Raw genomic sequence first — 23,503 nt, 5'->3', positions numbered from 1 at the left:
CGATTTGAGGCTGGTACGCCCCTTCCCTATAATCGATGCCCGGTCGCGCCCCGCGCCGACGGCACCCACTCCCGTGATGACAACGACGCCCCAAGGGCGCGCCTGGACCCCATGAACCCTGATCTCGACGCCTTGCAACCCTACCCCTTCGAGCGCCTGGCGGCGCTGAAGGCGGACCTGACGCCACCAGCCGACCTCGCCCATCGTCCGCTGACCATCGGCGAGCCACAGCATGCGCCCTACCAGGCGGCACTCGACGCCCTGGTCCGACATCAGCATGACTTCGCCCGCTATCCGGCCATCGCCGGACTGCCCGAGCTGCGTCAGGCCATCGCCGACTGGGCCAGTAGCCGCTTCGGCCTGGACGGGCTCGACGCCGAGCACCAGGTGCTGCCGGTCAACGGTACCCGCGAGGCCATCTTCGCCTTCGTCCAGGCCTGTCTCGATCGCTCACGCCCGGCGCGGGTGGCGGTGCCCAACCCCTTCTACCAGATCTATGAAGGCGCCGCCCTGCTGGCCGGCGGCACCCCGCTGTACCTCGACTGCCGTGCCGACAACGACTTCCGCCCGGATTTCTCGGCCGTCGACGCCGACACCTGGCGCCAGGTGCAGCTGGTGTTCTTGTGTTCGCCGGGCAACCCCACCGGCGCGGTGACCCCGATCGAAGAGTTCCAGCAGTTGATCGCCCTGGCCGACGAGTACGACTTCATCATCGCCTCCGACGAGTGCTACTCGGAGCTGTACCTGGATGAGCAGGCGCCACCACCGGGACTGTTGCAGGCCGCCGCCGCCATGGGGCGCCACGACTATCACCGCTGCCTGGTGTTCCACTCGCTGTCCAAGCGTTCGAACCTGCCGGGGCTACGCTCGGGCTTCGTCGCAGGCGACGCCGAGCTGATCAGCCGCTTTCGTCGCTACCGCACCTACCACGGCTGCGCCATGGCGCTGCCGATCCAGCAGGCCTCGATCGCCGCCTGGTCCGACGAAGCCCACGTGCGCGACAACCGAGACGCCTACCGCGCCAAGTTCGCCGCGGTCACCGAGATCCTCGCACCGGTGATGGACTTTCCCGCCCCCGAGGCTAGCTTTTATCTGTGGCCAGCGGTCCCCGACGGTGACGACGCCGCCTTCACCAGGCGACTCTACGCCGAGGCCCACGTCAGCGTCCTGCCGGGCAGCTACATGGGCAGAACCGGCAGCGACGGCACCAACCCGGGCGCCGGTCGGCTGAGACTGGCACTGGTGGACGAACTGGCCCCCACTCGGGAAGCGGCCGAGCGCATCCGCGACCTGCTCGCACGCGGCTGATCCCGACCGACGCCACGACCAACGAACATTGAGGACGGGCCCCATGCTGACGCTCTACGTGATCAAGAACTGCGATACCTGCCGCAAGGCCCAGAAGGCGCTGGACGGCAGCGGCCACCCCTACCAGGTCCATGACCTGCGCGCCGATGGCGTATCGGCGGCCCTGCTCGAGCACTTCCTCGAGTCGGTGCCGGTGCTGACCCTGCTCAACAAGCGCAGCACCACCTGGCGCCAGCTACCTGACGACGACAAGAACGACGTCGACGCCAACAAGGCCCGCGAATTGATGCTCGCCAACCCGACCCTGATCAAGCGCCCGCTGCTCGACACCGGCGACGACATCCTGGTCGGCTATCGCGACGGCGACTACGACGACCTCTAATTTTTCGCCCCTCTTTGCGAATTCCAGTACCTACGAAAAGGACATACGGCATGCACAGCTTTGCACTCGGCATCGGCACCCAGAACACCCAGGGCGACTGGCTCGAGGTCTACTACCCGGCGCCGCTGCTCGCCCCCGACGCCAGCCTGGTAGAGGCCGCCGCCCGGGTACTCGACGCGCCCCAGGGCACCGCCGCCGTCAGCTTCCTGCCGGAACACTGCCAGGCCCTGGCCGACGCCCTGCGCGACGCCGGCCACCCGGAGCAGGCCGAACTGGCCGCCAGCCTCAGCGCCAGCCAGCGTCCGCTGGTGGCGACCTTCATCAGTGAGGACCTGCCGCCCCAGAGCGCCCCGGAGGTCTACCTCAAGCTGCACCTGCTGTCCCATCGCCTGGTCAAGCCGCACCAGCTCGACCTCACCGGCATGTTCGGTCTGCTGCGCAATATTGCCTGGAGCAGCGAAGGCGCCATCGACATCATCGAGCTGCCGGCACGCCGCCTCAAGGCCCGCCTGGAAGGTCGCACCCTGTCGGTGGACTGTGTCGACAAGTTCCCCAAGATGACCGACTACGTGGTGCCCAATGGCGTGCGCATCGCCGACACCGCACGGGTGCGTCTGGGCGCCTACCTGGGCGAGGGCACCACGGTGATGCACGAGGGCTTCGTCAACTTCAACGCCGGCACCGAAGGCCCGGGCATGATCGAGGGCCGTATCTCGGCCGGCGTGGTGGTCGGCAAGGGCTCCGACCTGGGCGGTGGCTGTTCCACCATGGGTACCCTGTCAGGTGGCGGCAACATCATCATCTCGGTGGGTGAAGGCTGCCTGATCGGCGCCAACGCCGGTATCGGTATCCCGCTGGGCGACCGCTGCACCGTCGAGGCCGGGCTCTACATCACCGCCGGCGCCAAGGTCACCCTGCTCGATGACCAGGGCCAGGAAGTACGCACCCTGGCGGCCCGCGAACTGGCCGGCCAGGACGATCTGCTGCTGCGTCGCAACTCGACCAACGGCCGTATCGAGTGCCTGACCAACAAGAGCGCCATCGCCCTCAACGAAGCGCTGCACGCCCACAATTGATCCCGAGCGCGGCGGCCCTGGCCGCCGCCTTTCTTCGAGACCGCTATGCCGACTACCGACTTGCCTGCACCGACCGACGCCCCCGCGACCACCGAGACACTCTCGCCCACCCTGGAGCTTGCCCTCGAGCTGTTGCGGCGTCCTTCGGTAACCCCGGACGACATGGGCTGCCAGGCGCTGATGATCGAACGCCTCGAGCGCCTGGGCTTCAACATCGAGTCGCTGCCCTTCGGCGAAGTGGAAAACTTCTGGGCGGTGCACGGTCACCACGGCCCGGTGCTGGCCTTCGCCGGCCACACCGACGTGGTACCCACCGGACCCGAGCACCAGTGGCAGACCCCGCCCTTTGCCCCGATCATCGATGACGACGGCATGCTGCGCGGTCGCGGCGCCGCCGACATGAAAGGCAGTCTGGCCGCCATGGTCACGGCGGTGGAGCGCTTTGTCAGCGCCCACCCCGATCACCCCGGACGCATCGCCTTTCTGATCACCGCCGACGAGGAAGGCCCGGCGGTGGATGGCACTCGTGCGGTGGTCGAGCACCTGCGCGAGCGCAACGAACGCCTCGACTACTGCATCGTCGGCGAGCCCTCTTCCACCGAGCGCCTGGGCGACGTGATCAAGAACGGCCGGCGCGGCTCGCTGGGCGGCGTGCTCAAGGTCCGCGGCATCCAGGGCCACGTGGCCTATCCTCACCTGGCGCGTAACCCGATTCACCAGATCGCGCCGGCGCTGGACGCCCTCGCCAACGAACACTGGGATGCCGGCAACGACTGCTTTCCTGCCACCAGCTTCCAGATCTCGAACCTGCGCGCCGGCACCGGTGCCACCAATGTGATCCCAGGCGAGGTCGAGGCCACCTTCAACTTCCGTTTCTCCACCGAGACCACTGATGCCGAGTTGCGCGAGCGCACCGAGGCCATCCTGCGTGGCTTCGACCTGGACTTCGAGATCGACTGGACGCTCAACGGCCAGCCCTTCCTGACCCGCGAAGGGGCGCTGGTCGACGCCGCCGTGGCCGGCGTCCGCGACGTCACCGGCACCACCCCGGTGCTGTCCACCTCCGGCGGTACTTCCGACGGTCGCTTCATCGCCACGCTAGGCGCCCAGGTGGTGGAACTTGGCCCGCTCAACGCCACCATCCACAAGGTCGACGAGCGCGTGCGCGCCGCAGACCTGGATGACCTGAGCCGGGTCTACGAAGCCATCCTGACGCGGCTGTTCGCCGACGCAAGGAGCTGAAGTGATGACCGAGCGCTACCCGGATATCGAGATCTATCTTGGCGAGGCCAGCGCCGAGCGCATCGGCGAGTGGCTCGGCGCCACCCTGAATGCCCCGCCGCTGACCCCCTGCGGCAAGCTGAAGTGGCGCACCGAAGGTCACCTCGATGGTGCCGACATTCCCGTGTTGCTGGTCGGCAAGGCCGCCGATGGCTTCGCCAGCCTTTGGCTCGACAGCGGCCAGTCCCCCTGGCCCACCGACGCCGACTTCGCCAGGGCCGCCGCCCTGGCGCTGGACTGCGAGGTGCGCTGCTCGCTGGGCGGCTGGCAGCCCGGCGACGACCCCGACCGCTTCCTGCAGGTGTTACCCGACGGCAGCGAATCGGCCATCGACTGGCCCGACTCGGGACACTGACGAGGCACTCCCAGTTTGGCCCTGAGCCGGGCACTGAAACGGGCGCAGAGGCAGACCCGCGGCGCCACAAACGACAACGCCCCGCACTAGGCGGGGCGTCGTGGCAATGGCGAGAGCATCGCGCTCAGGTGATGACGGTGACGTCGTCGGCCTGCAGGCCGCGCTCGTTCTCGATCACGTAGTAGCGTACTCTCTGGCCTTCGGCCAGGGTGCGATGGCCCCGGCCGCGGATGGCACGGAAGTGAACAAAGACGTCCTCGCCCCCGTCACGGGTGATGAAGCCGTAGCCCTTGTTGACATTGAACCACTTGACCTCGCCGATCTCGCGATCGTCATCCTCGACCTCGGCCAGGTTGACCAGCCTTGGCGTCAGGGCATTGAGGGCCAGGGTGGCTACCAGCAACACGCCAAAGACCGCTCCGGCAGCGGCAAGGTAGCCATGCAGCAGTGCCTCCTCGGCGATGGCGCCGTGCAACTCCTCGACGGACAGCCCGGTCACCAGGCTGACGGCAAGAGCAATCAGCAGCGGTGCAGGCGCGGCCAACAGCAGACTGATCACACAACAACGAACGAATACCCTTTTTTTCATGGACGTGAAAAACTCTCTTCTTATGGTGAAAACAGGTGGAATGACCATGGGATCCGCGGCCATGCACGATACACAGACGAGATCCTTCCGCCACGACTTCTCGAAAAAAGCCCAAGGCAGGCAGTTGACACGATGAACAGTGACACACCGCAACATGAGTCTATCACGGGTATTGACAAGTCGTCCGCCGATCTAGCAAAGCGTGTCGAAGAACTGGAGAGCCGTCTGGCCTACCAGGAACACTGGCTGGACAGCCTGGACGCCACCATCGCCGGCCAGGAGCGCCGAATGATGGAGCTGGAACGCATCAATCGCCTGATGCAGGAAAGGCTACGCGAACTGGCGGCCAGCAACGACCGCGGACTGGGCGATGCCCCCGGCCCCGAGGACGAGTTGCCGCCACACTATTGAGGCGCGGCCCGGCGGACAGGACAGTACTGCTCCGCCGCTGCCCCCCCGGCGGATGCCATCAACAAGAACACCGCCAGGCATTTGCCTGGCGGTGTTTTTTGTATCAGATCGATATCGATGCTGCCAGCGGTGCAGTTGTAGTGAGCCTGACGATAGCCTCAGTCGAGGCTGTCCAGATATCGCGCCTGACGATAGCGTCAGTCGAGGCTGTCCAGGTAACGCTCCACGTCCAGCGCCGCCATGCAGCCGCTACCAGCGGAGGCAGTGATATCGCGCCTGACGATAGCGTCAGTCGAGGCTGTCCAGGTAACGCTCCACGTCCAGCGCCGCCATGCAGCCGCTGCCGGCTGAGGCAGTGATATCGCGCCTGACGATAGCGTCAGTCGAGGCTGTCCAGGTAGCGCTCGACGTCCAGCGCCGCCATGCAGCCGCTGCCGGCTGAGGTGATCGCCTGACGATAGACGTGATCCATGACGTCGCCGGCGGCGAACACACCGGGCACGCTGGTGGCGGTGGCGTTGCCCTCGAGGCCTGACTTGACCTTGATATAGCCGCCTGCCATCTCGAGCTGGCCCTCGAAGATGCCGGAGTTGGGGCTATGACCGATGGCGATGAACACGCCGGGTGCGGTGATCTCGCGGGTCGAACCGTCCTCGACCGCCTTGAGCCGCGCACCGGTGACTCCGGTGTTGTCCCCCAGCACCTCGTCCAGGGTGTGGTTCCAGATCAGCTCGACGTTGCCGTTCTCGGCCTTCTCGAACAGCTTGTCCTGCAGAATCTTCTCCGCCCTGAGGCTGTCGCGGCGGTGCACCAGGGTGACCTTGGAGGCGATATTGGACAGGTACAGCGCCTCTTCCACGGCGGTGTTGCCGCCGCCCACCACGATCACTTCCTGGTTGCGATAGAAGAAGCCGTCGCAGGTGGCGCAGGCCGACACGCCCTGGCCCATGAACTGCTGCTCCGAGGGCAGCCCCAGGTAGCGCGCACTGGCCCCGGTAGCAATGATCAGGGCGTCGCAGGTGTAGGTGCCGTTGTCGCCCTTCAAGGTGAAGGGACGTTCGCGCAGTTCCACCTCGTGGATATGGTCGAACAGCACCTCGGTATCGAATCGCTCGGCGTGACGGCGCATGCGCTCCATCAGCTCCGGCCCCTGGACACCGGCGTCGTCGCCTGGCCAGTTGTCCACGTCGGTGGTGGTGGTCAACTGACCGCCTGTCTGCATGCCGGTGATCAACAGCGGCTTGAGATTGGCCCGCGCAGCGTAGACCGCCGCACTGTAGCCGGCAGGCCCCGAGCCCAGGATGATCAGACGTTCGTGGCGCACTTCGCTCATGGCTACCTCACAAGACTAACTTGACTAAGCCGGGGGCTCCCCTGGGGGGCCGCGACGCTAAAGGAAAATGGATTCGATGATGACGGCGACGCAGCGTCGTCATGAGCCAATCCACCAGAAACTCGGGTCGACAGGGTGGCGGTCTGCCGCGCAAGGGTCTGTCGCGACTGGCCAGCACACCAGCATGCCGAGGATATACGCAACGGGGCGGCCAGGCCGCCCCGTCGTGACACTACTCGGGCTGTCCCGAGACGGCTCACCTGGCGGTGAGCGCTGGCAGCGTCTTACAGCTCGCTGGAGTGAGTACCCAGGTACTTGGCGACACCTTCAGCGGTATCCTTCATGCCTTCCTGGCCTTCGTCCCAGCCAGCCGGGCAGACTTCGCCGTGCTTCTGGTGGTGCTGCAGGGCCTTGACCATACGCACCATCTCATCGACGTTGCGGCCCAGCGGCAGGTTGTTGACCACCTGATGCTGCACCACGCCATCCTCGTCGATCAGGAAGGAGGCGCGCAGGGCGACACCGGCTTCCGGATGCTCGATGCCGTACGCCTGGGTGATCTCGTGCTTGACGTCGGCCACGATCGGGAAGCCGACCTCACCGATACCACCGGCGTCCGGGCTGGTCTTGCGCCAGGCGTAGTGGGTGAACTGGGAATCGATGGAGACACCGATCACCTCGACACCCAGATCCTTGAACTGCGCCAGACGGTTGTCATGGGCGATGATCTCGGACGGGCACACGAAGGTGAAGTCCAGCGGCCAGAAGAACAGCACGCGCAGCTTGCCGTTGCTGTCGGACAGCTTGAAGTTCTCGACGATTTCGCCGTTGCCGGTGACGGCGGCGGCTTCGAAATCGGGAGCTTGACGTCCTACCAGTACGCTCATGAAAGTCTCCTTGGAGTAGTGAAACGTGAGGGTTCAAGAATCAGGGGCAAATACCGGATGTCACCCTAGGCCAGCGAACCACACCGGGCCAATCGACCTAGGCCATCGACCCGATAGTCGCCGGCTATTGTCACCCGACGGCGATGACGTCGCAATGACGCCGTCATCGACATCCGCCAGGCTCGAATGAGATCGTTACGCGGCCCACAGCGGCGCATGACACTTCCATCACATGAGCCCTGTCACATGACCTCGTCATCGTCGCCGGCGACCACCGAGACGATATCCTCGGTCACCGCATCCACCTCGATACGGTAGTGGATCGGCGCACAGCACTGGGGGCAGTCTTCCCAGGTCTCGTGGCTGCCCTGGGAGGTGTCCACCACCAGCTCGATATGGGCATCGCAGTAGGGGCAATCAAGCGGCCAGCTCGGCAGCGTCTGTTCGTGCACGATGCACCTCCCCTCTGGTCGCGATCGACGTGAACCTTCACCATGGGGGTGACCCGACAGCCTTTCAAGGCGTGATCCGGCATCCGTTTACACGTCAACGGTTGAAGAACACAACTATGATGACCAAGTACCACTACTAGTACCACCAAGGGATCGATATTGGCCCCGCGCCGATCCCAGCGAACCTGGACCGTTCGATTCAATGCCTCAGGAGGACAGCATGAGTAGCGATTCCCTACCGGATACCCGTCGCACGCTAGATGTAGGCGGGACTCAGTACGACTTCTACAGCCTGGCCCAGGCTGCCGAGGACCTTGGCGATATTCAGCGTCTGCCGATGACGCTCAAGGTACTGCTGGAAAACCAGCTACGCTTTGCCGACGATGAGAGCGTGTCCAGAGACGACCTTCAGGCGCTGGTGGACTGGCAGAAGGAAGGCCGCTCGGACCGCGAGATCGGCTACCGTCCCGCCCGCGTGCTGATGCAGGACTTCACCGGCGTGCCGGGGGTGGTCGACCTGGCCTCGATGCGTGCCGCGGTGGAGAAACTCGGTGAGCAACCGTCGAAGATCAACCCGCTGTCGCCGGTCGATCTGGTCATCGACCACTCGGTGATGGTCGACAAGTACGGCGACCCGTCCGCCTTCAAGGACAACGTGGCGCTGGAGATGGAGCGCAACCGCGAGCGCTACGAGTTCCTGCGCTGGGGCCAGCAGGCCTTCGACAACTTCCGCGTGGTGCCGCCGGGCACCGGCATCTGCCACCAGGTCAACCTGGAGTACCTGGGCAAGACGGTGTGGACCCGGGAAGAGGACGGCAAGACCCTGGCCTACCCGGATACCCTGGTCGGCACCGACTCCCACACCACCATGATCAACGGCCTCGGCGTACTCGGCTGGGGTGTCGGCGGTATCGAGGCCGAGGCCGCCATGCTCGGCCAGCCGGTGTCGATGCTGATCCCCGAGGTCATCGGCTTCAAGCTGACCGGCAAGCTTAGAGAAGGCATCACCGCCACCGACCTGGTACTCACCGTCACCGAGATGCTGCGCAAGAAAGGCGTGGTCGGGAAGTTCGTCGAGTTCTACGGCGACGGCCTCAAGGACCTGCCCCTGGCCGACCGCGCCACCATCGCCAACATGGCCCCGGAGTACGGCGCCACCTGCGGCTTCTTCCCGGTGGACGACGAGACCTTGAACTACATGCGGCTGTCCGGCCGCGACGACGACCAGATCGCCCTGGTCGAGGCCTACTCCAAGGAGCAGGGCCTGTGGCGCGAACCCGGCCACGAGCCGATCTTCAGCGACACCCTGGGACTCGACATGGGTGACGTCGAGGCCAGCCTCGCCGGTCCCAAGCGGCCCCAGGACCGTGTCGCCCTGAGCCAGCTCGCCACCACCTTCGAAAAACTGATGGAGGACGAGGGCAAGTCGGCCAAGGACAGCCGCGACGACAAGATGGGCTCCGAGGGCGGCCAGACCGCGGTCGGCGTCGAGCGCAGCTATCGTCACGCCGACAGCCAGGACGTCAACTACAAGGGCGAGGACTTCAGCCTGGACCCCGGCGCGGTGGTCATCGCTGCCATCACCTCGTGCACCAACACCTCGAACCCCAGCGTGATGATGGCTGCAGGCCTCTTGGCCCGCAAGGCCAAGGAGAAGGGCCTGGCGACCAAGCCCTGGGTCAAGACCTCGCTGGCTCCCGGCTCCAAGGTGGTCACCGAATACCTGGCCGCCGCCGGCCTGCAGGACGACCTCAACGCCCTGGGCTTCAATCTGGTGGGCTATGGCTGCACCACCTGCATCGGCAACTCGGGCCCGCTGCCCGAGCCGATCGAGGATGCGGTCAAGACCGGCGACCTGACGGTGGCCTCGGTACTGTCCGGCAACCGCAACTTCGAAGGCCGGGTGCACCCGCTGGTGAAGACCAACTGGTTGGCCTCACCGCCCCTGGTGGTGGCCTTCGCCCTGGCCGGCAATGTGCGCTGCGACCTGGACAATGACCCCATCGGTGAAGGTAGCGACGGCGAGCCGGTCTACCTCAAGGACATCTGGCCCACCCAGGCCGAGGTCGCCGAGGCGGTGGAGAAGGTCAACACCGAGATGTTCCGCAAGGAATACGCCGCGGTGTTCGACGGCGACGAGGTGTGGAAGGCCATCAAGGTGCCGGAAAGCGAGGTCTACGAGTGGGACGACAACTCGACCTACATCCAGCACCCGCCCTTCTTCGAGGGCATGGGCAAGGAGCCGTCCAAGGTCGAGGACGTCAAGGACGCCCATGTACTGGCCATGCTCGGCGACAGCGTGACCACCGACCACATCTCGCCGGCCGGCGCGATCAAGCCCGACAGCCCGGCGGGCCGCTACCTGCAGGAGAACGGCGTCAAGCCGGTGGACTTCAACTCCTACGGCTCGCGGCGCGGCAACCACGAGGTGATGATGCGCGGCACCTTCGCCAACGTGCGCATCCAGAACGAGATGCTCGATGGCGTGGTCGGTGGCGAGACTCGCCACGTGCCCAGCGGCGAACAGATGGCGATCTACGACGCCGCCATGAAGTATCAGGAGGAAGGCACTCCCCTGGTGGTGGTGGCCGGCAAGGAGTACGGCACCGGCTCCTCCCGCGACTGGGCGGCCAAGGGCACCCTGCTGCTCGGCGTGCGCGCCGTGCTGGCGGAGTCCTACGAGCGCATCCACCGCTCCAACCTGATCGGCATGGGCGTGGTACCGCTGCAGTTCCCCGAAGGAGAGGATCGCAAGTCACTCGGCATGACCGGCGACGAGACGGTCTCCATCGAGGGCCTCGACAGCCTCGAGCCGGGCGGCAAGGTCAAGGTGACCATCAAGGGCGACAAGGGTGAGAAGACCCTCGACGCCCTGTGTCGCATCGACACCGCCAACGAGCTCGAGTACTACCGCCACGGCGGCATCCTGCACTATGTGCTGCGCAAGATGATCGGCGCCGCCTGATCACCCGGCGGGCCCAGGCCCGCCACACAGACGGCCGGCGCATCGCACTGGCCGTCACACCGAGACCTCGCCCACCGGCGAGGTCTTTTTTTGTGCGAATCTTGTTTTCTACTCCATCTACAGACCCTTCAGCGCAGCGCTTGAGCGACCGCATCTATTGCTACCCGCCTGTGTTGCTACCCGACTGCGCCTCACGCCAGCAAATAAAAACCCCGCCTTGTGGCGGGGTTCAGTGATCGCTTGAGCGCGCAGATGCCTAGAAGGCGCGGCGACGATAGTCGCGATAGTTGGGCATCCAGCAGCTCTTTTCGATGTCGCGGCGCAGCTTGGTACCGTCGCTCTTGAGCGCCACGCCCTCGTGCTGGGCCTGGGCCGCCACGTCGAAGGCGATCGACTTGGAGATATCGCGGATGCGCGACAGCGCCGGCAGCATGGCACCCTCGCCCTCCTTGACGATCGGTGCCTCCCGGGCCAGAGCCCGTGAGGCCGCCATCAGCATCGCATCGGTGACGCGGCGTGCACCGCTTGCCACCACCCCGAGGCCGATCCCCGGGAAGATGTAGGCGTTGTTGCACTGGGCGATGGGAATGCGACGACCATTGATCTCGACCGGGGCGAAGGGACTGCCGGTGGCCACCAGGGCGTCGCCGTTGGTCCACTCGAGCACGTCGGAGGGGATCGCTTCGGCCCGAGAAGTGGGGTTGGACAGCGGCATGATCAGCGGCATCTTGCAGTTGGCGTGCATCGCCTTGACCACCGCCTCGGTGAAGATACCCTTCTGGCCACAGACGCCGAGCAGCACCGTCGGCTGAACCTGCTTGACCACCTCGAGCAGGTCCTGACCTTCCCAGCCCTCGACCATACCGGCCGGGTGGGCAAGGCGGCGCTGGAAGTCACGCAGCCAGGTCTGGTCGTCCGTCACCAGGCCCTCGCGATCGACCATGTAGACCCGCTCGCGGGCCTGGGACTCGGTCAGGCCTTCGGCCATCATCGCCACCACCACCATCTCGGCGATGCCGCAGCCGGCGGAGCCGGCGCCGACGAACACCACCCGCTGACGGGCCATGCCCTCGCCACGGGCCTGGCAGGCCGCCATCAGGGTGCCGACGCAGACCGCAGCGGTGCCCTGGACGTCATCATTGAAGCAGCATAGCTCGTCGCGATAGCGCTCCAGCAGCGGCATGGCGTTGGCCTGGGCAAAGTCCTCGAACTGCAGCAGTACCTTGGGCCAGCGCCGCTTCACCGCCTGCATGAAGGCATCGATGAACTCGTCGTATTCTTCCTGGCTGATACGCGGGTGGCGCCAGCCCATGTAGCGCGGGTCGTCCAGCAACTGCTGGTTGTTGGTACCGACGTCGAGCATTATCGGCAGGGTATTGGCCGGGCTGATGCCGCCACAGGCGGTGTACAGCGACAGCTTGCCGATGGGGATGCCCATGCCGCCGATGCCCTGGTCACCGAGGCCGAGGATGCGCTCGCCGTCGGTGACCACGATCACCTTGACGTTGTCCTTGGTGGCGCTGCGCAGGATGTCGTCCATGTACTCGCGGTCGGGGTAGGAGATGAACAGCCCCCGGTGGTTGCGATAGATATTGGAGAACTCCTCACAGGCCTTGCCGACCGTGGGGGTGTAGATGATCGGCAGCATCTCCTCGAGATGCTCGGAGACGAGGCGGAAGAACAGCGTCTCGTTGTCGTCCTGGATCGCCCGCAGGTAGATATGGCGGTCCAGGTCATTCTGGCACTGCTGGTACTGGTGGTAGGCACGCTCGACCTGTTCGTCGATGGTCTCGACGTTCTGCGGCAAGAGGCCGATCAGGTTGAACTGCAGGCGCTCCTTCTGGGTGAAGGCGCTGCCCTTGTTGAGCAGCGGCATCTCCAGCAGAGAGGGTCCAGCGTAGGGAATATAGAGGGGACGCTTGGGTTCTGTGCTCATCTCTCGTCTCGTTTGGTGACTCGGTCAAGGGACTCTGGCGAGTCCGGGCACTCTTCTCGGTACCCTTGGGGAAACACTGACGACATCGCCCGTGCGCGATGCACCGGGCTCAGGCGGCGCCTGCCTGACAAGGCGTTATACCATTCTTCCTTTGTGCCCACTCTAGCACGCCGTCGAGAAAGCCCCGCAAAAGCGGGCCCTCAACGCAGGGCCCATGCGCACTTTAGCTCAGACAAGAGCGACTCGACGATGAGACGCGTAGGAAACGGCTCAAACGAAGCGACCAAGCCCCGCGGCGACACGCAGTCGATCCATCAGCGGAGCAGCCTCGGCACGAGCACGCTCGGCCCCTTGAAGCAGCACCGTCTCGATATGGCCCGGATCTTCCATCAGCGCCTGGTAACGCTCACGCGGGGCGCGCAGCTGTTCGTTGAGGTGTTCGAAGACCCGGTTCTTGGCGTCCCCCCAGCCGATGCCCGCGGCGTAGTCATCACGCATGGCCTGGGTTTCCTCGGCGCTGGCGAAGGCCGAATAGATCTGGAACAGGGTGCAGGTGTCGGGATCCTTGGGCTCGCCGGGCTCCAGCGAGTTGGTCTTGATCTTGCGCACCAGCTTGAGCAGCTTCTTTTCCGGCACGAACAGCGGGATGGTGTTGTTGTAGCTCTTGGACATCTTGCGACCGTCGAGGCCACCCAATACCTGGACCCGCTCGTCCACCACCGCCTCGGGCAGGGTGAAGAAGTCACCCTTGTAGAGATGATTGAAGCGCCCGGCCATGTCTCGGGCCATCTCGATATGCTGGATCTGGTCGCGTCCCACCGGCACCTTGTTGGCCTGGAACATCAGGATGTCGGCGGCCATCAGCACCGGATAGCCGAACAGACCCATGGTGACACCCTTGTCCGGATCCTGGTTGCCGGCTTCGTCGTTCTCCGCCACCGCCGCCTTGTAGGCGTGGGCGCGGTTCATCAGGCCCTTGGCACAGACGCAGGACAGCATCCAGGTCAGCTCGGGAATCTCGGGGATATCGGACTGGCGATAGAAGATGGCGTTGTCGGTGTCCAGCCCCAGCGCCATCCAGGTCGCGGCGATCTCGAGGCGCGACTGCTGGACCCGCTGCGGGTCCTGACACTTGATCAGCGCGTGCAGATCGGCGAGGAAGTAGTAGGACTGCACGTTGGGATCGAGGCTGGCCTCGATCGCCGGCTTGATGGCCCCGACGTAGTTGCCCAGATGGGGGGTACCGGTGGTGGTGATACCGGTCAGCACCCGGGTCTTGTCGGAAGCGGTGGTCGTTGCGGACATGGACGGCACTCTAGTATCGGCAAATGCCCGCTATGGTAACGCCAAGGCCTGTGGATGGCGACCGGGGCGACAGCGCCGCCCCGGCCGACCCTTGGCCAATCACATCAGCCGAGCACACTCTCCACGCTGGTCACCGGCAGCGAGAAGGCCTCCCCTACGGCTGCGTAGGTGAGCTGGCCGTCATGGACATTGAGACCGGCGGCGAAGTGACGATCCTCACCGAGCGCCCGACGCCAGCCCTTGTCGGCCAGCGCCACCACAAACGGCTGGGTGGCGTTGGTCAGGGCCTGGGTCGAGGTGCGCGCCACCGCACCCGGCATGTTGGCGACACAATAGTGCACGACGCCGTCCACCACGTAGGTCGGCTCGGCATGGGTGGTGGGCCTGGAGGTCTCGAAGCAACCGCCCTGATCGATGGCCACGTCCACCAGCACCGCCCCCGGCTTCATTTCCGACAGCATGGCGCGGTTGATCAGCTTGGGCGCCGCCGCCCCCGGGACCAGCACCGCCCCGATGATCAGGTCCGATTCGCGCACCGCTTCTTCCAGTGCGTCGGCGCAGGAAAACACCGTCTTCATGCGCCCCTGGTAGCGATCATCCAGGGTCTCGAGGCGCGGGATCGACTTGTCCAGCACGCTGACATCGGCGCCCAGCCCCAACGCCATGCGGGCGGCGTTCTCGCCGACCACGCCACCGCCGATCACGGTAACCTTGGCAGGCGGCACCCCAGGCACCCCGGGCAGCAATACACCCGCACCGCCCTGGGCCTTTTCGAGACTGTGGGCACCGGCCTGCACGGCCATGCGTCCGGCCACGGTGCTCATCGGCGCCAACAGGGGTAGTCCGCCCTGAGGCGCGGTGATGGTCTCGTAGGCGATGCAGGTCGCGCCGCTGTCCAGAAGCCCCTTGGTCAGGGTTTCTTCGGCGGCCAGATGCAGGTAGGTGAACAGGGTGTGCTGGGGGCGCAGCCGGGCCACCTCTTCGGGCTGGGGCTCCTTGACCTTGAGGATCAACTCGGCGCCATCGAACAGCGCGTCCACGTCGGCCTCGATGGTGGCACCGGCAGCTTGATAGGCCTCGTCGGCAAAACCGGCGCCCTCACCCGCACCGGCCTGCACAACCACCGCGTGGCCACGCTCGGTCAGCTCCCGCGCACCACTGGGGGTCAGGGCGACGCGGTACTCATGGTTCTTGATTTCCTTGGGGACGGCGATCTGCATGGCGACTCTCCCATCGATTCGTACAACAGATTTTTTATCGTCACCCACAGTGAAGCACAGGAATTTTTTGCCAATAAACCCCCGGCGAAAAAACGGAAAGATCAGAAAACTTCACCCTCAAAGACCTTTGAACTTTCTTCCCAGGCCCCTAAAAACAGCAAGACACACCAGGGCGTGAAATTCTCTCCCGGCGGCACCCGATGGCAAAGAGCCTCACACGTCTTGAGCGTCGTAGCGGTATCCGGCGCCGCGGACCGTAGTGATGCGCGAGGCGTGGTCGCCGAGCTTGCGCCGAACCCGCCCCACGTAGACATCGACGGTATTGGTCATGGGGTCCTCGTTGAGCCCCCAGACCGCGTTGAGGATACGTTCACGGCTCATCACCCGCCCGGCATTGCCGAGCAATAGCGCCAGCAGATCGCGCTCCTTGGTCGACAACTCGACGACCTCACCGTCGACCTTCAGGCACAGCGCCTCGCGATCGAACTGCACCGGATCCTCCGCCTGAGCGCCCGGTGTCGCGCCTGCCCGTGCCCGGGCGCGTCGATGCAACGCCTCCATGCGCGCGATCAGCTCGTCGAAAGAAAAGGGCTTGCTCAGATAATCGTCGGCTCCCTTGCGAAGCCCCACGATCTTCTCATCGGTGGCATCCAGGGCCGTCAGCATCAGAATCGGGACCTCGTCGCCCCGTGCCCTGACTCGCGTGCACACCTCATGCCCGGACAGCCCCGGCAGCATGATGTCGAGCAGCACCACATCAAAACCGCCCTCCTTCAACAGCGACAAGGCGGTTTCACCATCACCGGCACGGGTGGCAGTCCACCCCTCGCCCTTGAGCCCGCGACACAGAAAGTCCGCGACCCTATCTTCGTCTTCCACTACCAGCACGTTCACGTCGTCGTGGACTCCTCGGCCATCCCTGGCACATCGATGTAGACGATCAGCCCGCCTCCCGGCCGGTCTTCCAGACCGGCCTCCCCTCCGTGGGCACGGGCGATAGCACGGACAATGGGCAGTCCCAGACCACTGCCCTCAGTGTAGTTGGTGGAGGCATTGGCACCGCGATAAAAGCGTTCGAACACCACCGCCTTGTCGACCGCCGATACCCCCCTGCCATCGTCCTCCACCGCGATTCGCCAGCCACCACCATGACGCCACAGGCGCACCACCACCCGGGGGCCACCGTGGACCCGGGCATTCTGAAGAAGCGCCAGCACCGACTGGCGTAGACGCAGGCGATCCACCTCCACGGGGGCAACGGTCACCTCGGTCTCAAGAGACACCAGCACCGATGACAGACTGATGACATCCTTGAGAAACCCGACCAGTTCGGTCGGTTGCGGTTGCAGGCGCAATTCGCCGCTCTCCTGGCGTGCGATGGTCAGCAGGTCGTCGATCAGAGCAGCAGTATGGCCGGCCGCCTCACGGGCACGACGCAACGCCTCGCGGTAGTCGTCCTCGTCGGGTTGGCGCGCGCGCAGTACCACGTCGCATTCGCCCTGGATGATGGTCAACGGTGTGCGCAGCTCGTGGCTGACATCGGCCAGTAGTCGACGCCGATGCCGTTCGGCCCGACGCGCTTCCTCCAGCAACCTTTCGAGTTCTCCGGTGCGATCCGCCACCGCCTCCTCCAGCGCGCTGTTCTGGCGCTCGAGCGCGCGCCGCTGGGAGTGCACGTCTGCACCCATCTGATTGAGCAGACGGCTGATGCGGCCTAATTCGTCACCGCCGGAGACCTTGATGGCATGACCGAAGGCACCCCCGTGCATACGCTCGACGCCCGCCATCAGCCTCTGAAAGCGCCGCGATACCCGCCAACGGTAGAACACCATAACCGCCACCGTCAGCACCACCGCCAGCAGCGCAAACCCGAGCGCCAGCCAGCGCGTCTGGCGGGCGCCCCGGGCCAATTCCTCGCGGGCTTCGCGCACCTCCTCGATCTCGCCCTCCAGGGCCACGTCCATCAGCTTGCGAAAGCGTTCATCAATGGCTTCATCGAGCAGCGCATAGAAACTCAACCAGCGGCTGACCGGATCGAGCTCCCGCTCCGAGTCGAGCAGCTCAGCGTAGCCGCGGATCACCTCGTCCAGCTGGTCCTCGAGCCTGGCCAGCAGTTCCAGCTCCTCGACTTCCTCGTCCCCTACCAGCTCGATCTCGGCGCCGATGATATCGCGGATCTCGCCGATATCCTGGCGCACCAGCTCCTGTAACCTGCGCTCCCCCTCACCGCCGTCCTGATCACCGATCAGCAAGGCATCTGCGTACTGCTTGAACAGCCGATAGCTGTGGGTCGACAGATTCAGGTGTGCTTCGTAGGAGTGATGCGCCAGGTTCATGCGATCGCTCAACCAGGTACTGCGCTCGACGCTCCAGTAGGCCAACACCGCTCCGGTGCAGGCCATCGTCAGCAAGACCAGGGTATAGGCGGTTACCACACTGATGATTTTCATGACCCCAGTTTACTGTTCCCGCAGACGGAAGGCGTTTTCGGATGATCCATGTTCTCCGACAGGCGCAGCAACATGCCGGCACCGCCGGTGACCGAATCAGGTAGATTGTGCACCAGGGTCGCCTGGCAGCGTGCGTCAAGCAGCGTGAACAGCTCGACGGCGTCCTTGAGCAGCGGCCACAGGTAACTGTCGACCACCACCAGATCAGGGCGCGACAGCAGCGCCTGGACCAGAGCCACCCGCAGGGACTCACCTGGGGTCAGGTTGTGCCCTGCTTCCTCGATCCGCCCATCCAGACCTCCCAGGCGAGCGATCGCAGGGCCTAGACCACACTCTCGCGCCACCCGGCCGATGTCGTCATCGTCGGGGCGCGCGGCGGCCCCCATGGTCAGCGCGCGGCGCAGGCTGCCCCTGAGCAAGGCGGGGCGATCACCGATACAGGCGATGGCCGGCTCGGTCGGCAAGCCGTCAAACCGCAGTCGCCCCGCCTCGGGTGCACGCCGCCGTGCCAGCACCGCCAGCACCCGCGACGCCAAGTCGGGATCATCGGTGGCGAGACACACCCGCTGGCCCGCGCGAATACGCAGATGCAGGGTGCAGCCACCCACCCGCAGGTGCTCCAGATCCAGCGGCACCGGCCGTCCACGTCGACGCACTCGCGGCAAGGCCTCGGTCCGCGCGAGCAGTGCCCGACACTTGTCGCGGGCGACACACCAGGCGCTGTAGCGATCCCATACGCCGATACATTCGCGCACAGGTACCACCAGGATCGCCAGCACCGACAGTGCCGCGGCGGCGTCCGCCGCCGCCAGACCAAAGCGCGCCGTAGCCCACAGCACCGCCGCTCCACCAAGCCCCAGAGAAGCGTTGGGCAGCGCACGCAGCAGCGATACCCGACGTACGCGACGCACGGCGTCCTCGGCACTGCGACGTCCCTTGCGCTCCAGGCTGGCGATTTCACGGGGCAGGCGATTCATCAACGCCAGCTCGCGGGCGATGGGAATCCGCTCCATCGCGGCAATGGCCACCCCGGCACGCCGCCTTCGCAGATCCCGATGCAGGCGGCCCAGCGCCAGACCCAGCCCGGCGGCCAGCGCCACGGCGGCGAAGATGGGTAGCATGCCGGCCAGCGCCAGGACGGGATCGATCAGCCACAGGCACAGCGCCGCCATGGGAAAGACCACCGCCGCAGACACCAGCCGAGAGATGCCCATGCCGACCCAACCCCGGGCCGCCGTCAGGTCACCGACAAAGCGCAGCGACAGCCCTCCGAGGCGACGACCGGCAGGCTCGGCACCGAGGGCAGCGATGGCGTGGAAGACGACGCTGCGAAGCTCCACCGCGTAGCTCTGGCCGATGGCCTCGCCCCGGACCCTGGCCAGTGCCTGACAGGCAGCTATCACCAGCGCCGCCACCGCCAGTATCAGCAGCGAGGTCAGCGGCAGTTGGGTGGAGGCCGAGCCGGACGTCGAACGCAGTGCGACGAAGACATCGCGGGTGGCGAAGGCCGTGGCCATCATCAGCCCAGCCTGGATGATCCCCAAGCCCACCACCAGCGCGATATGGCGGCCTCTGCCACGCCCTGAGAGTTCGGGAAGCTCGCTCATGCGGCGACACCCGTGGCAAGCCGGTTATCCTCTGTCAGGTCCTTGAGCATGGTCTGACCGAGACGCCTTCTGATGATTGGCGCCACCAGCCTCGATACCGCCTCGGGGTCACACAGCGCCTCACGCTTGACCACCGGCAGCCCGGTCTCGCCGCTGGCTTCACGGCTACCGAGCGCCGACAGACTGACCATCCCCGCCAGGGCAAAGGGCGTTTGGCCATGACGTTTGAGCACCGACACACCCCCGACCGCACCCAGCGCATCCGGAGCCGCGAACAGGATACCGTCCAGGCGCTCGATGATCGTGGAATCCGCCAGGATGGCAGCGGTCTCGTCCTGGAACACCCCGTCGGCGATTTCCACCACCACCACCTCGGCACCGCGCGCCGCCGCACCTCCGACCAGCGCCTCGAAGCCACGTTCGATGCGCTCGAGCGGACAGCGGAAGGTCGACGCCATGCCGGCATCGGTAAAGTCACTGACGGCCACCGAGGCGTCAGCGAAGGCGTTGAAGTCACCAAAGGCGCCGGTGCCGGTGGCCTTGACCCCCTCCACCGCAAAGCCCGCACGTTGGAGGCCGTGGGCCAGGCTCACCGCCGCCGTAGTCTTGCCGGCATTCATCGAAGCGCCGAACACCCCAAGCACCACTATGTCATCGGGGATACGCGCATCGGCGATGGCATAGCGGTCAATATTGATCACCTCGCCATGAAGGTCGGCGAGAAAACCCAGCGGTCGCAACTGAGTGGGGCGAGCCATCCTGGCATGTGCCGCCTCGACCTTGCCGGCGATGCCGCCACCGGCCAGCAGATCCATACGCACATCCACCTCAGCGCGGCCCATGAATTGATCCGGTGCGTAGCGATCTCCCACACACAGCACCAGCAGATCACCGGGATAGCTCTCGCTGGGACGGCCGCAGGCCAATTGGACCCGCTTGTGCTGCCCGACCTGGAGGACTTCACACAGGATCAGGTCACCGGCGCGCAAAGGATGGTCGAGACTGACCAGGGAACGGACGTCATCGCGCCTGGCGCGGCGGGTGGTAAAGGCCCACTTGGCGGTGGCGGGGACGGCGAAGGGAGTCACGGCAGCGGCACAGGTCATGGCGGTAATCCTCTGGGATGAAGGCACATCCCGAGGCTACCGTGGGCCGCTCGTTGCATCCTGTCAGGCGGGTGAGCGCGGCATTAAGCCCACATGAACACAAGCTGACAAGGCGCGAAAAAGCGCGTAGCGGATTGGCGACAGCGAACAACCGTGGCCGATAAAGGGCGCTACCCCCCTCCTTCGCCTTGCATCAGGCGCGCAAGCGCTTGCGGTTGCCAAACCTCCCGTCTCGCCGCCCAGAGGCCATCCGCCTATCCTCGAACCAGGGCGCCGGGCTAGAAAGAGCTCTGGATCCGCCTATAGCCTTCCACCAGGCTATTGTTGGTGCGCGCCACGTCTTCGGAAAACGCTGAATCCTGGACCGTTACTCGGGACAGGGTGTCCAGATCGGTCCCGGGGCCAATGCGCTCGGTGGACGGCACATAGAAGTCGTCGGGAAGGTCGCAACCATCTACCACGGCGTTATGGCGCACCACCGCGCCCTTGCCGATAGTGCAGTTGAACAGCACGCTGTTGAAACCGATAAAGGCGCTCTCTCCGACCACGCAGGGACCGTGCACGATGGCGCGATGCGCAATCGACGTGCGTGCACCAATGATCACCGCCGCGCCGGACTTGGAGTGGATGACGACGCCGTCCTGGATATTGGAGTGGGCGCCGATGATCATCGGCTCCATCTTGCCATCGGCATCGACCTCATCGGCACGAATGACCGCGTAGGGGCCGATGAAAACGTTCTCCTCGACGATCACCCGCCCACAGAGAATGGCCGTGGGATCGACAAAGGCGCTGGGGTGGACAACCGGCAAATCGCCGTAGGGATTCTTGCGAATCATTCATGCTTCCTTGGTTGTGATTCCTGCAAATCAGATAGTGATCATCACCCGGCGTGGTCGGCGTGGTCGGCGTGGGCGAATCTTGATGCGACATACGGCGACGCCTTCGCTGAGCCGGTTGGATCATCCGTGGACAAGCCCACCGCGCAGGCACTCGTCCAGACTCAGCATCGCCCTTGCGGGCGGCCATCACGGTCACAAGCGGTGGATGCTTACAGGCGACGCTACTTCCGCGTCCTGGCGAAGTGATGTTCTCTCTGTTCCTGGCGCTGCTTGGCTTCGAGACACAGACGCGCCGTGGGCCGGTGCAACAGCCGTGGCAGGCCGATGGGAACGCCGGTCTCCTCGCAGTAGCCGTACTCACCCGTCTCGACGCGCTTCAAGGCGCTGGCAATATTGCCCAGCAAGCGGGTTTCCCTGTCGGCCTGGCGAAGCTGCAGCTGAAGCTCTTCCTCCTGGGCTGCCTGATCCAGGTCGTCACTCGACCTTTCGCGGGCCGACATGCGCAGGCGAACCTCCTGCAACCGCTCTTCGACCAGCGCCCGTTCCTGCAGCAACCGGCGTCGAAAGAACGCCAGTTGCTCACCGTTCATGTAGTCGTCGTCCGGCATCTCGAGAAGATGCGCTGCGTCGTCCATCGTTGGCATCTCACCGCTCCTCCCGCCAAGCCGATTGCACAAGGCGTCTGAGACCATCACACCCGCACAAATGTTATGTTATAACATTTCTTTGAGGTGGCACAATACACCCGCAAATCCTGCCTCCCAGGGCCACCTCGCTGAGGCGGTCGTTGACCACGTCGCCATCCACGTCCACCAGGCTGGCCCTCCCGCCTCTACCTCGTGGTCCAAAGTGCTGCAGTTCTTCCATGAACCCAGGGAGTCTTTAGACGCATTCAGGAACAAAGTGCGACCTATCACACCCAGGGTCAGGACAAAAAAGCTGCCAGTATTGAGATTCGCCAACTCGACACCCAGGGTGCCAGAAAATTGCCGGAAGGGGTGGAGGCCAGCTGTGTACGCTCAGGTCGGTGTGGTCAGGACGTTATCGTCAGCTTTCTGCAACCAGAGCACCGCCGTAGGCGCTGACGAATTCAGGAGGTAGGCGACGGGGGCGGCCGCTTGAGAGAGCGATGCAGGCGTAGCGGGTACGCGCACGCAGCAGGGTGACACCATCCTGCGGGCGTATGAGTTGAAAGCGGCGGGTCAGGGTCAGGCGCGAGTCGCAGGCGACGATCCAGGTGGCCATGGCCAGGCGTTCGCCCTCGAAACCCGGCGCCAGATAGTCGAGTTCGTGACGGTGCACCGCCATGGCGCGATCCAGCGCCCGGTAGTGTTCCAGGGTCAGACCCAGCTGGCCGGAGTGCTCCCAGCTGGCCTGTTCCACCCAGCGCAGGTACTGGGCGTTGTTGACGTGGCCATAGTGGTCGATGGCCTCGGGCGCCACCAGGATGTCGATCACGAAGGGCCGGGGCAGATCCCAGTCGAAGGCACCGTGTTCAGCGGTCATGATCGTCCTCCTTGCGGCCACCGCAGTTCCAGCAGGTATCGAAGGCCCCTTCGAGCTCCTCGCCGCAGGCCCGGCAGCGCCAGGCGCTGGCTCCTCGAGCGCCTGTTTCACCAGCGCTTCGGCTCGCTCACGGTTGTGCTCGGCGACCCACACCTGGGGCTCGCACTCCAGCGGCGGCAGCTCCCCGGCGCCACCGCCGAGGGTCATGTTGCGCAGTTCGCAGGGGATCCCGGCGGCGTCGAGCAGGTTGCGCACGTGGCCCACCAGCAGGGCGTTGCCGTGGGAAAAGATCAGGGTCCAGGGAACCTCGGTCATGGTGTCTTCCTTGGCGCGGGCTTGCCCAGGCACGATGTGACACTTCCATCGCCCGAGGCAAGCCCCTGCGCCTTTTTCGGCCCAGCGTGTTCGGCCCAGCTAGTTCGGCCCAGCGTGTTCAGCCACGGCGAGTCACGTCGCGCCTATCTAGCTCATGCCTTGTTCAATCGCGCCTTG

At 65.1% G+C, this 23,503-nt stretch carries 21 protein-coding genes and 1 pseudogene; 7 read left to right on the top strand and 15 right to left on the bottom strand.

Annotated features, from left to right (window positions below; genetic code table 11):
- Nucleotides 1-111: 111 nt before the first annotated feature.
- The 5 genes from dapC to RBB39_RS13325 are packed head-to-tail and all read left to right on the top strand — an operon-like array spanning nucleotide 112 to nucleotide 4,402.
- Nucleotides 112-1,308 carry a succinyldiaminopimelate transaminase gene (dapC, locus tag RBB39_RS13345; RefSeq protein ID WP_124803484.1) on the top strand — a complete coding sequence of 399 codons (1,197 nt, stop codon included), beginning with the start codon at nucleotides 112-114 and terminating at the stop codon, nucleotides 1,306-1,308.
- Between the two features lie 43 nt (nucleotides 1,309-1,351).
- The gene (locus RBB39_RS13340; RefSeq protein ID WP_108132280.1) at nucleotides 1,352-1,690 is read left to right on the top strand and encodes an arsenate reductase; all 339 of its coding nucleotides are present in this window, start codon (nucleotides 1,352-1,354) and stop codon (nucleotides 1,688-1,690) included.
- Between the two features lie 50 nt (nucleotides 1,691-1,740).
- Nucleotides 1,741-2,766 carry a 2,3,4,5-tetrahydropyridine-2,6-dicarboxylate N-succinyltransferase gene (gene dapD / locus RBB39_RS13335; protein WP_108132279.1) on the top strand — a complete coding sequence of 342 codons (1,026 nt, stop codon included), beginning with the start codon at nucleotides 1,741-1,743 and terminating at the stop codon, nucleotides 2,764-2,766.
- A gap of 45 nt (nucleotides 2,767-2,811) precedes the next feature.
- The gene (dapE, locus tag RBB39_RS13330; RefSeq protein ID WP_045991192.1) at nucleotides 2,812-4,008 is read left to right on the top strand and encodes a succinyl-diaminopimelate desuccinylase; all 1,197 of its coding nucleotides are present in this window, start codon (nucleotides 2,812-2,814) and stop codon (nucleotides 4,006-4,008) included.
- A 4-nt stretch (nucleotides 4,009-4,012) separates the two neighbouring features.
- Nucleotides 4,013-4,402, top strand: a complete 390-nt coding sequence (locus RBB39_RS13325) for a hypothetical protein (RefSeq protein WP_045991193.1) — start codon at nucleotides 4,013-4,015, stop codon at nucleotides 4,400-4,402.
- A gap of 124 nt (nucleotides 4,403-4,526) precedes the next feature.
- Here the strand turns inward: RBB39_RS13325 and RBB39_RS13320 are convergent, their stop codons facing one another.
- Nucleotides 4,527-4,991, bottom strand: coding sequence for a cold-shock protein (locus RBB39_RS13320; RefSeq protein WP_045991194.1), 465 nt, complete (start codon nucleotides 4,989-4,991; stop codon nucleotides 4,527-4,529).
- A 132-nt stretch (nucleotides 4,992-5,123) separates the two neighbouring features.
- Between RBB39_RS13320 and RBB39_RS13315 the strand changes: the two genes are divergently transcribed.
- Nucleotides 5,124-5,402, top strand: a complete 279-nt coding sequence (locus RBB39_RS13315) for a SlyX family protein (protein ID WP_181248591.1) — start codon at nucleotides 5,124-5,126, stop codon at nucleotides 5,400-5,402.
- Between the two features lie 379 nt (nucleotides 5,403-5,781).
- Here RBB39_RS13315 and trxB read toward each other — a convergent pair whose 3' ends face one another.
- The 3 genes from trxB to RBB39_RS13300 form a co-directional block, all read right to left on the bottom strand.
- The gene (gene trxB / locus RBB39_RS13310) at nucleotides 5,782-6,735 is read right to left on the bottom strand and encodes a thioredoxin-disulfide reductase (RefSeq protein ID WP_306169141.1); all 954 of its coding nucleotides are present in this window, start codon (nucleotides 6,733-6,735) and stop codon (nucleotides 5,782-5,784) included.
- A gap of 284 nt (nucleotides 6,736-7,019) precedes the next feature.
- Nucleotides 7,020-7,622, bottom strand: a complete 603-nt coding sequence (locus RBB39_RS13305) for a peroxiredoxin (RefSeq protein ID WP_045991196.1) — start codon at nucleotides 7,620-7,622, stop codon at nucleotides 7,020-7,022.
- A 242-nt stretch (nucleotides 7,623-7,864) separates the two neighbouring features.
- Nucleotides 7,865-8,074, bottom strand: a complete 210-nt coding sequence (locus RBB39_RS13300; protein ID WP_045991197.1) for a CPXCG motif-containing cysteine-rich protein — start codon at nucleotides 8,072-8,074, stop codon at nucleotides 7,865-7,867.
- A 220-nt stretch (nucleotides 8,075-8,294) separates the two neighbouring features.
- Here RBB39_RS13300 and acnA point away from each other — a divergent pair, with 220 nt between their 5' ends.
- Nucleotides 8,295-11,039 (top strand): aconitate hydratase AcnA, encoded by a 2,745-nt coding sequence (gene acnA, locus RBB39_RS13295; protein WP_045991198.1) that lies wholly within the window; start codon nucleotides 8,295-8,297, stop codon nucleotides 11,037-11,039.
- 256 nt (nucleotides 11,040-11,295) lie between these two features.
- On the opposite strand, the gene RBB39_RS13290 is transcribed toward acnA, so the two are convergent.
- From RBB39_RS13290 to RBB39_RS13240, 11 genes and pseudogenes are all read right to left on the bottom strand, one after another.
- A complete protein-coding gene (locus RBB39_RS13290; RefSeq protein ID WP_108132277.1) occupies nucleotides 11,296-12,975 on the bottom strand; it encodes an NAD-dependent malic enzyme in 1,680 nt (559 codons plus the stop codon).
- Nucleotides 12,976-13,245: 270 nt separating this feature from the next.
- Nucleotides 13,246-14,280, bottom strand: coding sequence for a tryptophan--tRNA ligase (trpS, locus tag RBB39_RS13285; RefSeq protein ID WP_045991200.1), 1,035 nt, complete (start codon nucleotides 14,278-14,280; stop codon nucleotides 13,246-13,248).
- Between the two features lie 104 nt (nucleotides 14,281-14,384).
- On the bottom strand, nucleotides 14,385-15,500 hold the full coding sequence (gene ald, locus RBB39_RS13280; protein WP_222516075.1) for an alanine dehydrogenase: 1,116 nt from the start codon (nucleotides 15,498-15,500) through the stop codon (nucleotides 14,385-14,387).
- A 213-nt stretch (nucleotides 15,501-15,713) separates the two neighbouring features.
- On the bottom strand, nucleotides 15,714-16,394 hold the full coding sequence (locus RBB39_RS13275) for a response regulator transcription factor (RefSeq protein ID WP_045991202.1): 681 nt from the start codon (nucleotides 16,392-16,394) through the stop codon (nucleotides 15,714-15,716).
- Complete coding sequence (locus RBB39_RS13270) at nucleotides 16,391-17,950, bottom strand: cell wall metabolism sensor histidine kinase WalK (protein WP_108449733.1); 1,560 nt, start codon at nucleotides 17,948-17,950, stop codon at nucleotides 16,391-16,393. The genes RBB39_RS13275 and RBB39_RS13270 overlap by 4 nt, the downstream gene beginning before the upstream one ends.
- Complete coding sequence (locus RBB39_RS13265) at nucleotides 17,947-19,557, bottom strand: hypothetical protein (protein WP_306169140.1); 1,611 nt, start codon at nucleotides 19,555-19,557, stop codon at nucleotides 17,947-17,949. Before RBB39_RS13265 ends, RBB39_RS13270 begins: the two co-directional genes overlap by 4 nt.
- Entirely contained in the window at nucleotides 19,554-20,663 is a 1,110-nt protein-coding gene (locus RBB39_RS13260; protein ID WP_306169139.1) for a hypothetical protein, read from the bottom strand. Before RBB39_RS13260 ends, RBB39_RS13265 begins: the two co-directional genes overlap by 4 nt.
- A gap of 278 nt (nucleotides 20,664-20,941) precedes the next feature.
- Complete coding sequence (locus RBB39_RS13255) at nucleotides 20,942-21,502, bottom strand: carbonate dehydratase (RefSeq protein WP_306169138.1); 561 nt, start codon at nucleotides 21,500-21,502, stop codon at nucleotides 20,942-20,944.
- Nucleotides 21,503-21,726: 224 nt separating this feature from the next.
- Entirely contained in the window at nucleotides 21,727-22,149 is a 423-nt protein-coding gene (locus RBB39_RS13250; RefSeq protein ID WP_108132275.1) for a TraR/DksA C4-type zinc finger protein, read from the bottom strand.
- 403 nt (nucleotides 22,150-22,552) lie between these two features.
- Entirely contained in the window at nucleotides 22,553-23,011 is a 459-nt protein-coding gene (locus tag RBB39_RS13245; RefSeq protein WP_045991208.1) for a thioesterase family protein, read from the bottom strand.
- A gap of 162 nt (nucleotides 23,012-23,173) precedes the next feature.
- Nucleotides 23,174-23,326 (bottom strand): annotated as a pseudogene (locus tag RBB39_RS13240) (putative signal transducing protein); the annotation flags it as partial.
- Between the last annotated feature and the right edge of the window lie 177 nt (nucleotides 23,327-23,503).

This window comes from Halomonas sp. MMSF_3323, assembly GCF_030733595.1.
GTDB classification, from domain to species: domain Bacteria; phylum Pseudomonadota; class Gammaproteobacteria; order Pseudomonadales; family Halomonadaceae; genus Halomonas; species Halomonas litopenaei.
Note: the sequence above shows the minus strand (reverse complement) of the source record. Positions and strands in the feature narration are given on the sequence as shown.

Excerpts from the sequence above, each read along its gene's own strand:
- RBB39_RS13325 (WP_045991193.1), top strand. The coding sequence starts at position 4,013 with ATGACCGAGCGCTACCCGGATATCGAGATCTATCTTGGCGAGGCCAGC.
- RBB39_RS13260 (WP_306169139.1), bottom strand. The coding sequence starts at position 20,663 with ATGACCTGTGCCGCTGCCGTGACTCCCTTCGCCGTCCCCGCCACCGCC.
- dapE (WP_045991192.1), top strand. The coding sequence starts at position 2,812 with ATGCCGACTACCGACTTGCCTGCACCGACCGACGCCCCCGCGACCACC.
- RBB39_RS13255 (WP_306169138.1), bottom strand. The coding sequence starts at position 21,502 with ATGATTCGCAAGAATCCCTACGGCGATTTGCCGGTTGTCCACCCCAGC.
- trxB (WP_306169141.1), bottom strand. The coding sequence starts at position 6,735 with ATGAGCGAAGTGCGCCACGAACGTCTGATCATCCTGGGCTCGGGGCCT.
- RBB39_RS13250 (WP_108132275.1), bottom strand. The coding sequence starts at position 22,149 with ATGCCAACGATGGACGACGCAGCGCATCTTCTCGAGATGCCGGACGAC.
- dapC (WP_124803484.1), top strand. The coding sequence starts at position 112 with ATGAACCCTGATCTCGACGCCTTGCAACCCTACCCCTTCGAGCGCCTG.
- RBB39_RS13265 (WP_306169140.1), bottom strand. The coding sequence starts at position 19,557 with ATGAGCGAGCTTCCCGAACTCTCAGGGCGTGGCAGAGGCCGCCATATC.
- RBB39_RS13315 (WP_181248591.1), top strand. The coding sequence starts at position 5,124 with ATGAACAGTGACACACCGCAACATGAGTCTATCACGGGTATTGACAAG.
- RBB39_RS13245 (WP_045991208.1), bottom strand. The coding sequence starts at position 23,011 with ATGACCGCTGAACACGGTGCCTTCGACTGGGATCTGCCCCGGCCCTTC.
- RBB39_RS13340 (WP_108132280.1), top strand. The coding sequence starts at position 1,352 with ATGCTGACGCTCTACGTGATCAAGAACTGCGATACCTGCCGCAAGGCC.
- RBB39_RS13270 (WP_108449733.1), bottom strand. The coding sequence starts at position 17,950 with ATGAAAATCATCAGTGTGGTAACCGCCTATACCCTGGTCTTGCTGACG.
- RBB39_RS13305 (WP_045991196.1), bottom strand. The coding sequence starts at position 7,622 with ATGAGCGTACTGGTAGGACGTCAAGCTCCCGATTTCGAAGCCGCCGCC.
- RBB39_RS13290 (WP_108132277.1), bottom strand. The coding sequence starts at position 12,975 with ATGAGCACAGAACCCAAGCGTCCCCTCTATATTCCCTACGCTGGACCC.
- dapD (WP_108132279.1), top strand. The coding sequence starts at position 1,741 with ATGCACAGCTTTGCACTCGGCATCGGCACCCAGAACACCCAGGGCGAC.
- trpS (WP_045991200.1), bottom strand. The coding sequence starts at position 14,280 with ATGTCCGCAACGACCACCGCTTCCGACAAGACCCGGGTGCTGACCGGT.
- RBB39_RS13320 (WP_045991194.1), bottom strand. The coding sequence starts at position 4,991 with ATGAAAAAAAGGGTATTCGTTCGTTGTTGTGTGATCAGTCTGCTGTTG.
- acnA (WP_045991198.1), top strand. The coding sequence starts at position 8,295 with ATGAGTAGCGATTCCCTACCGGATACCCGTCGCACGCTAGATGTAGGC.
- ald (WP_222516075.1), bottom strand. The coding sequence starts at position 15,500 with ATGCAGATCGCCGTCCCCAAGGAAATCAAGAACCATGAGTACCGCGTC.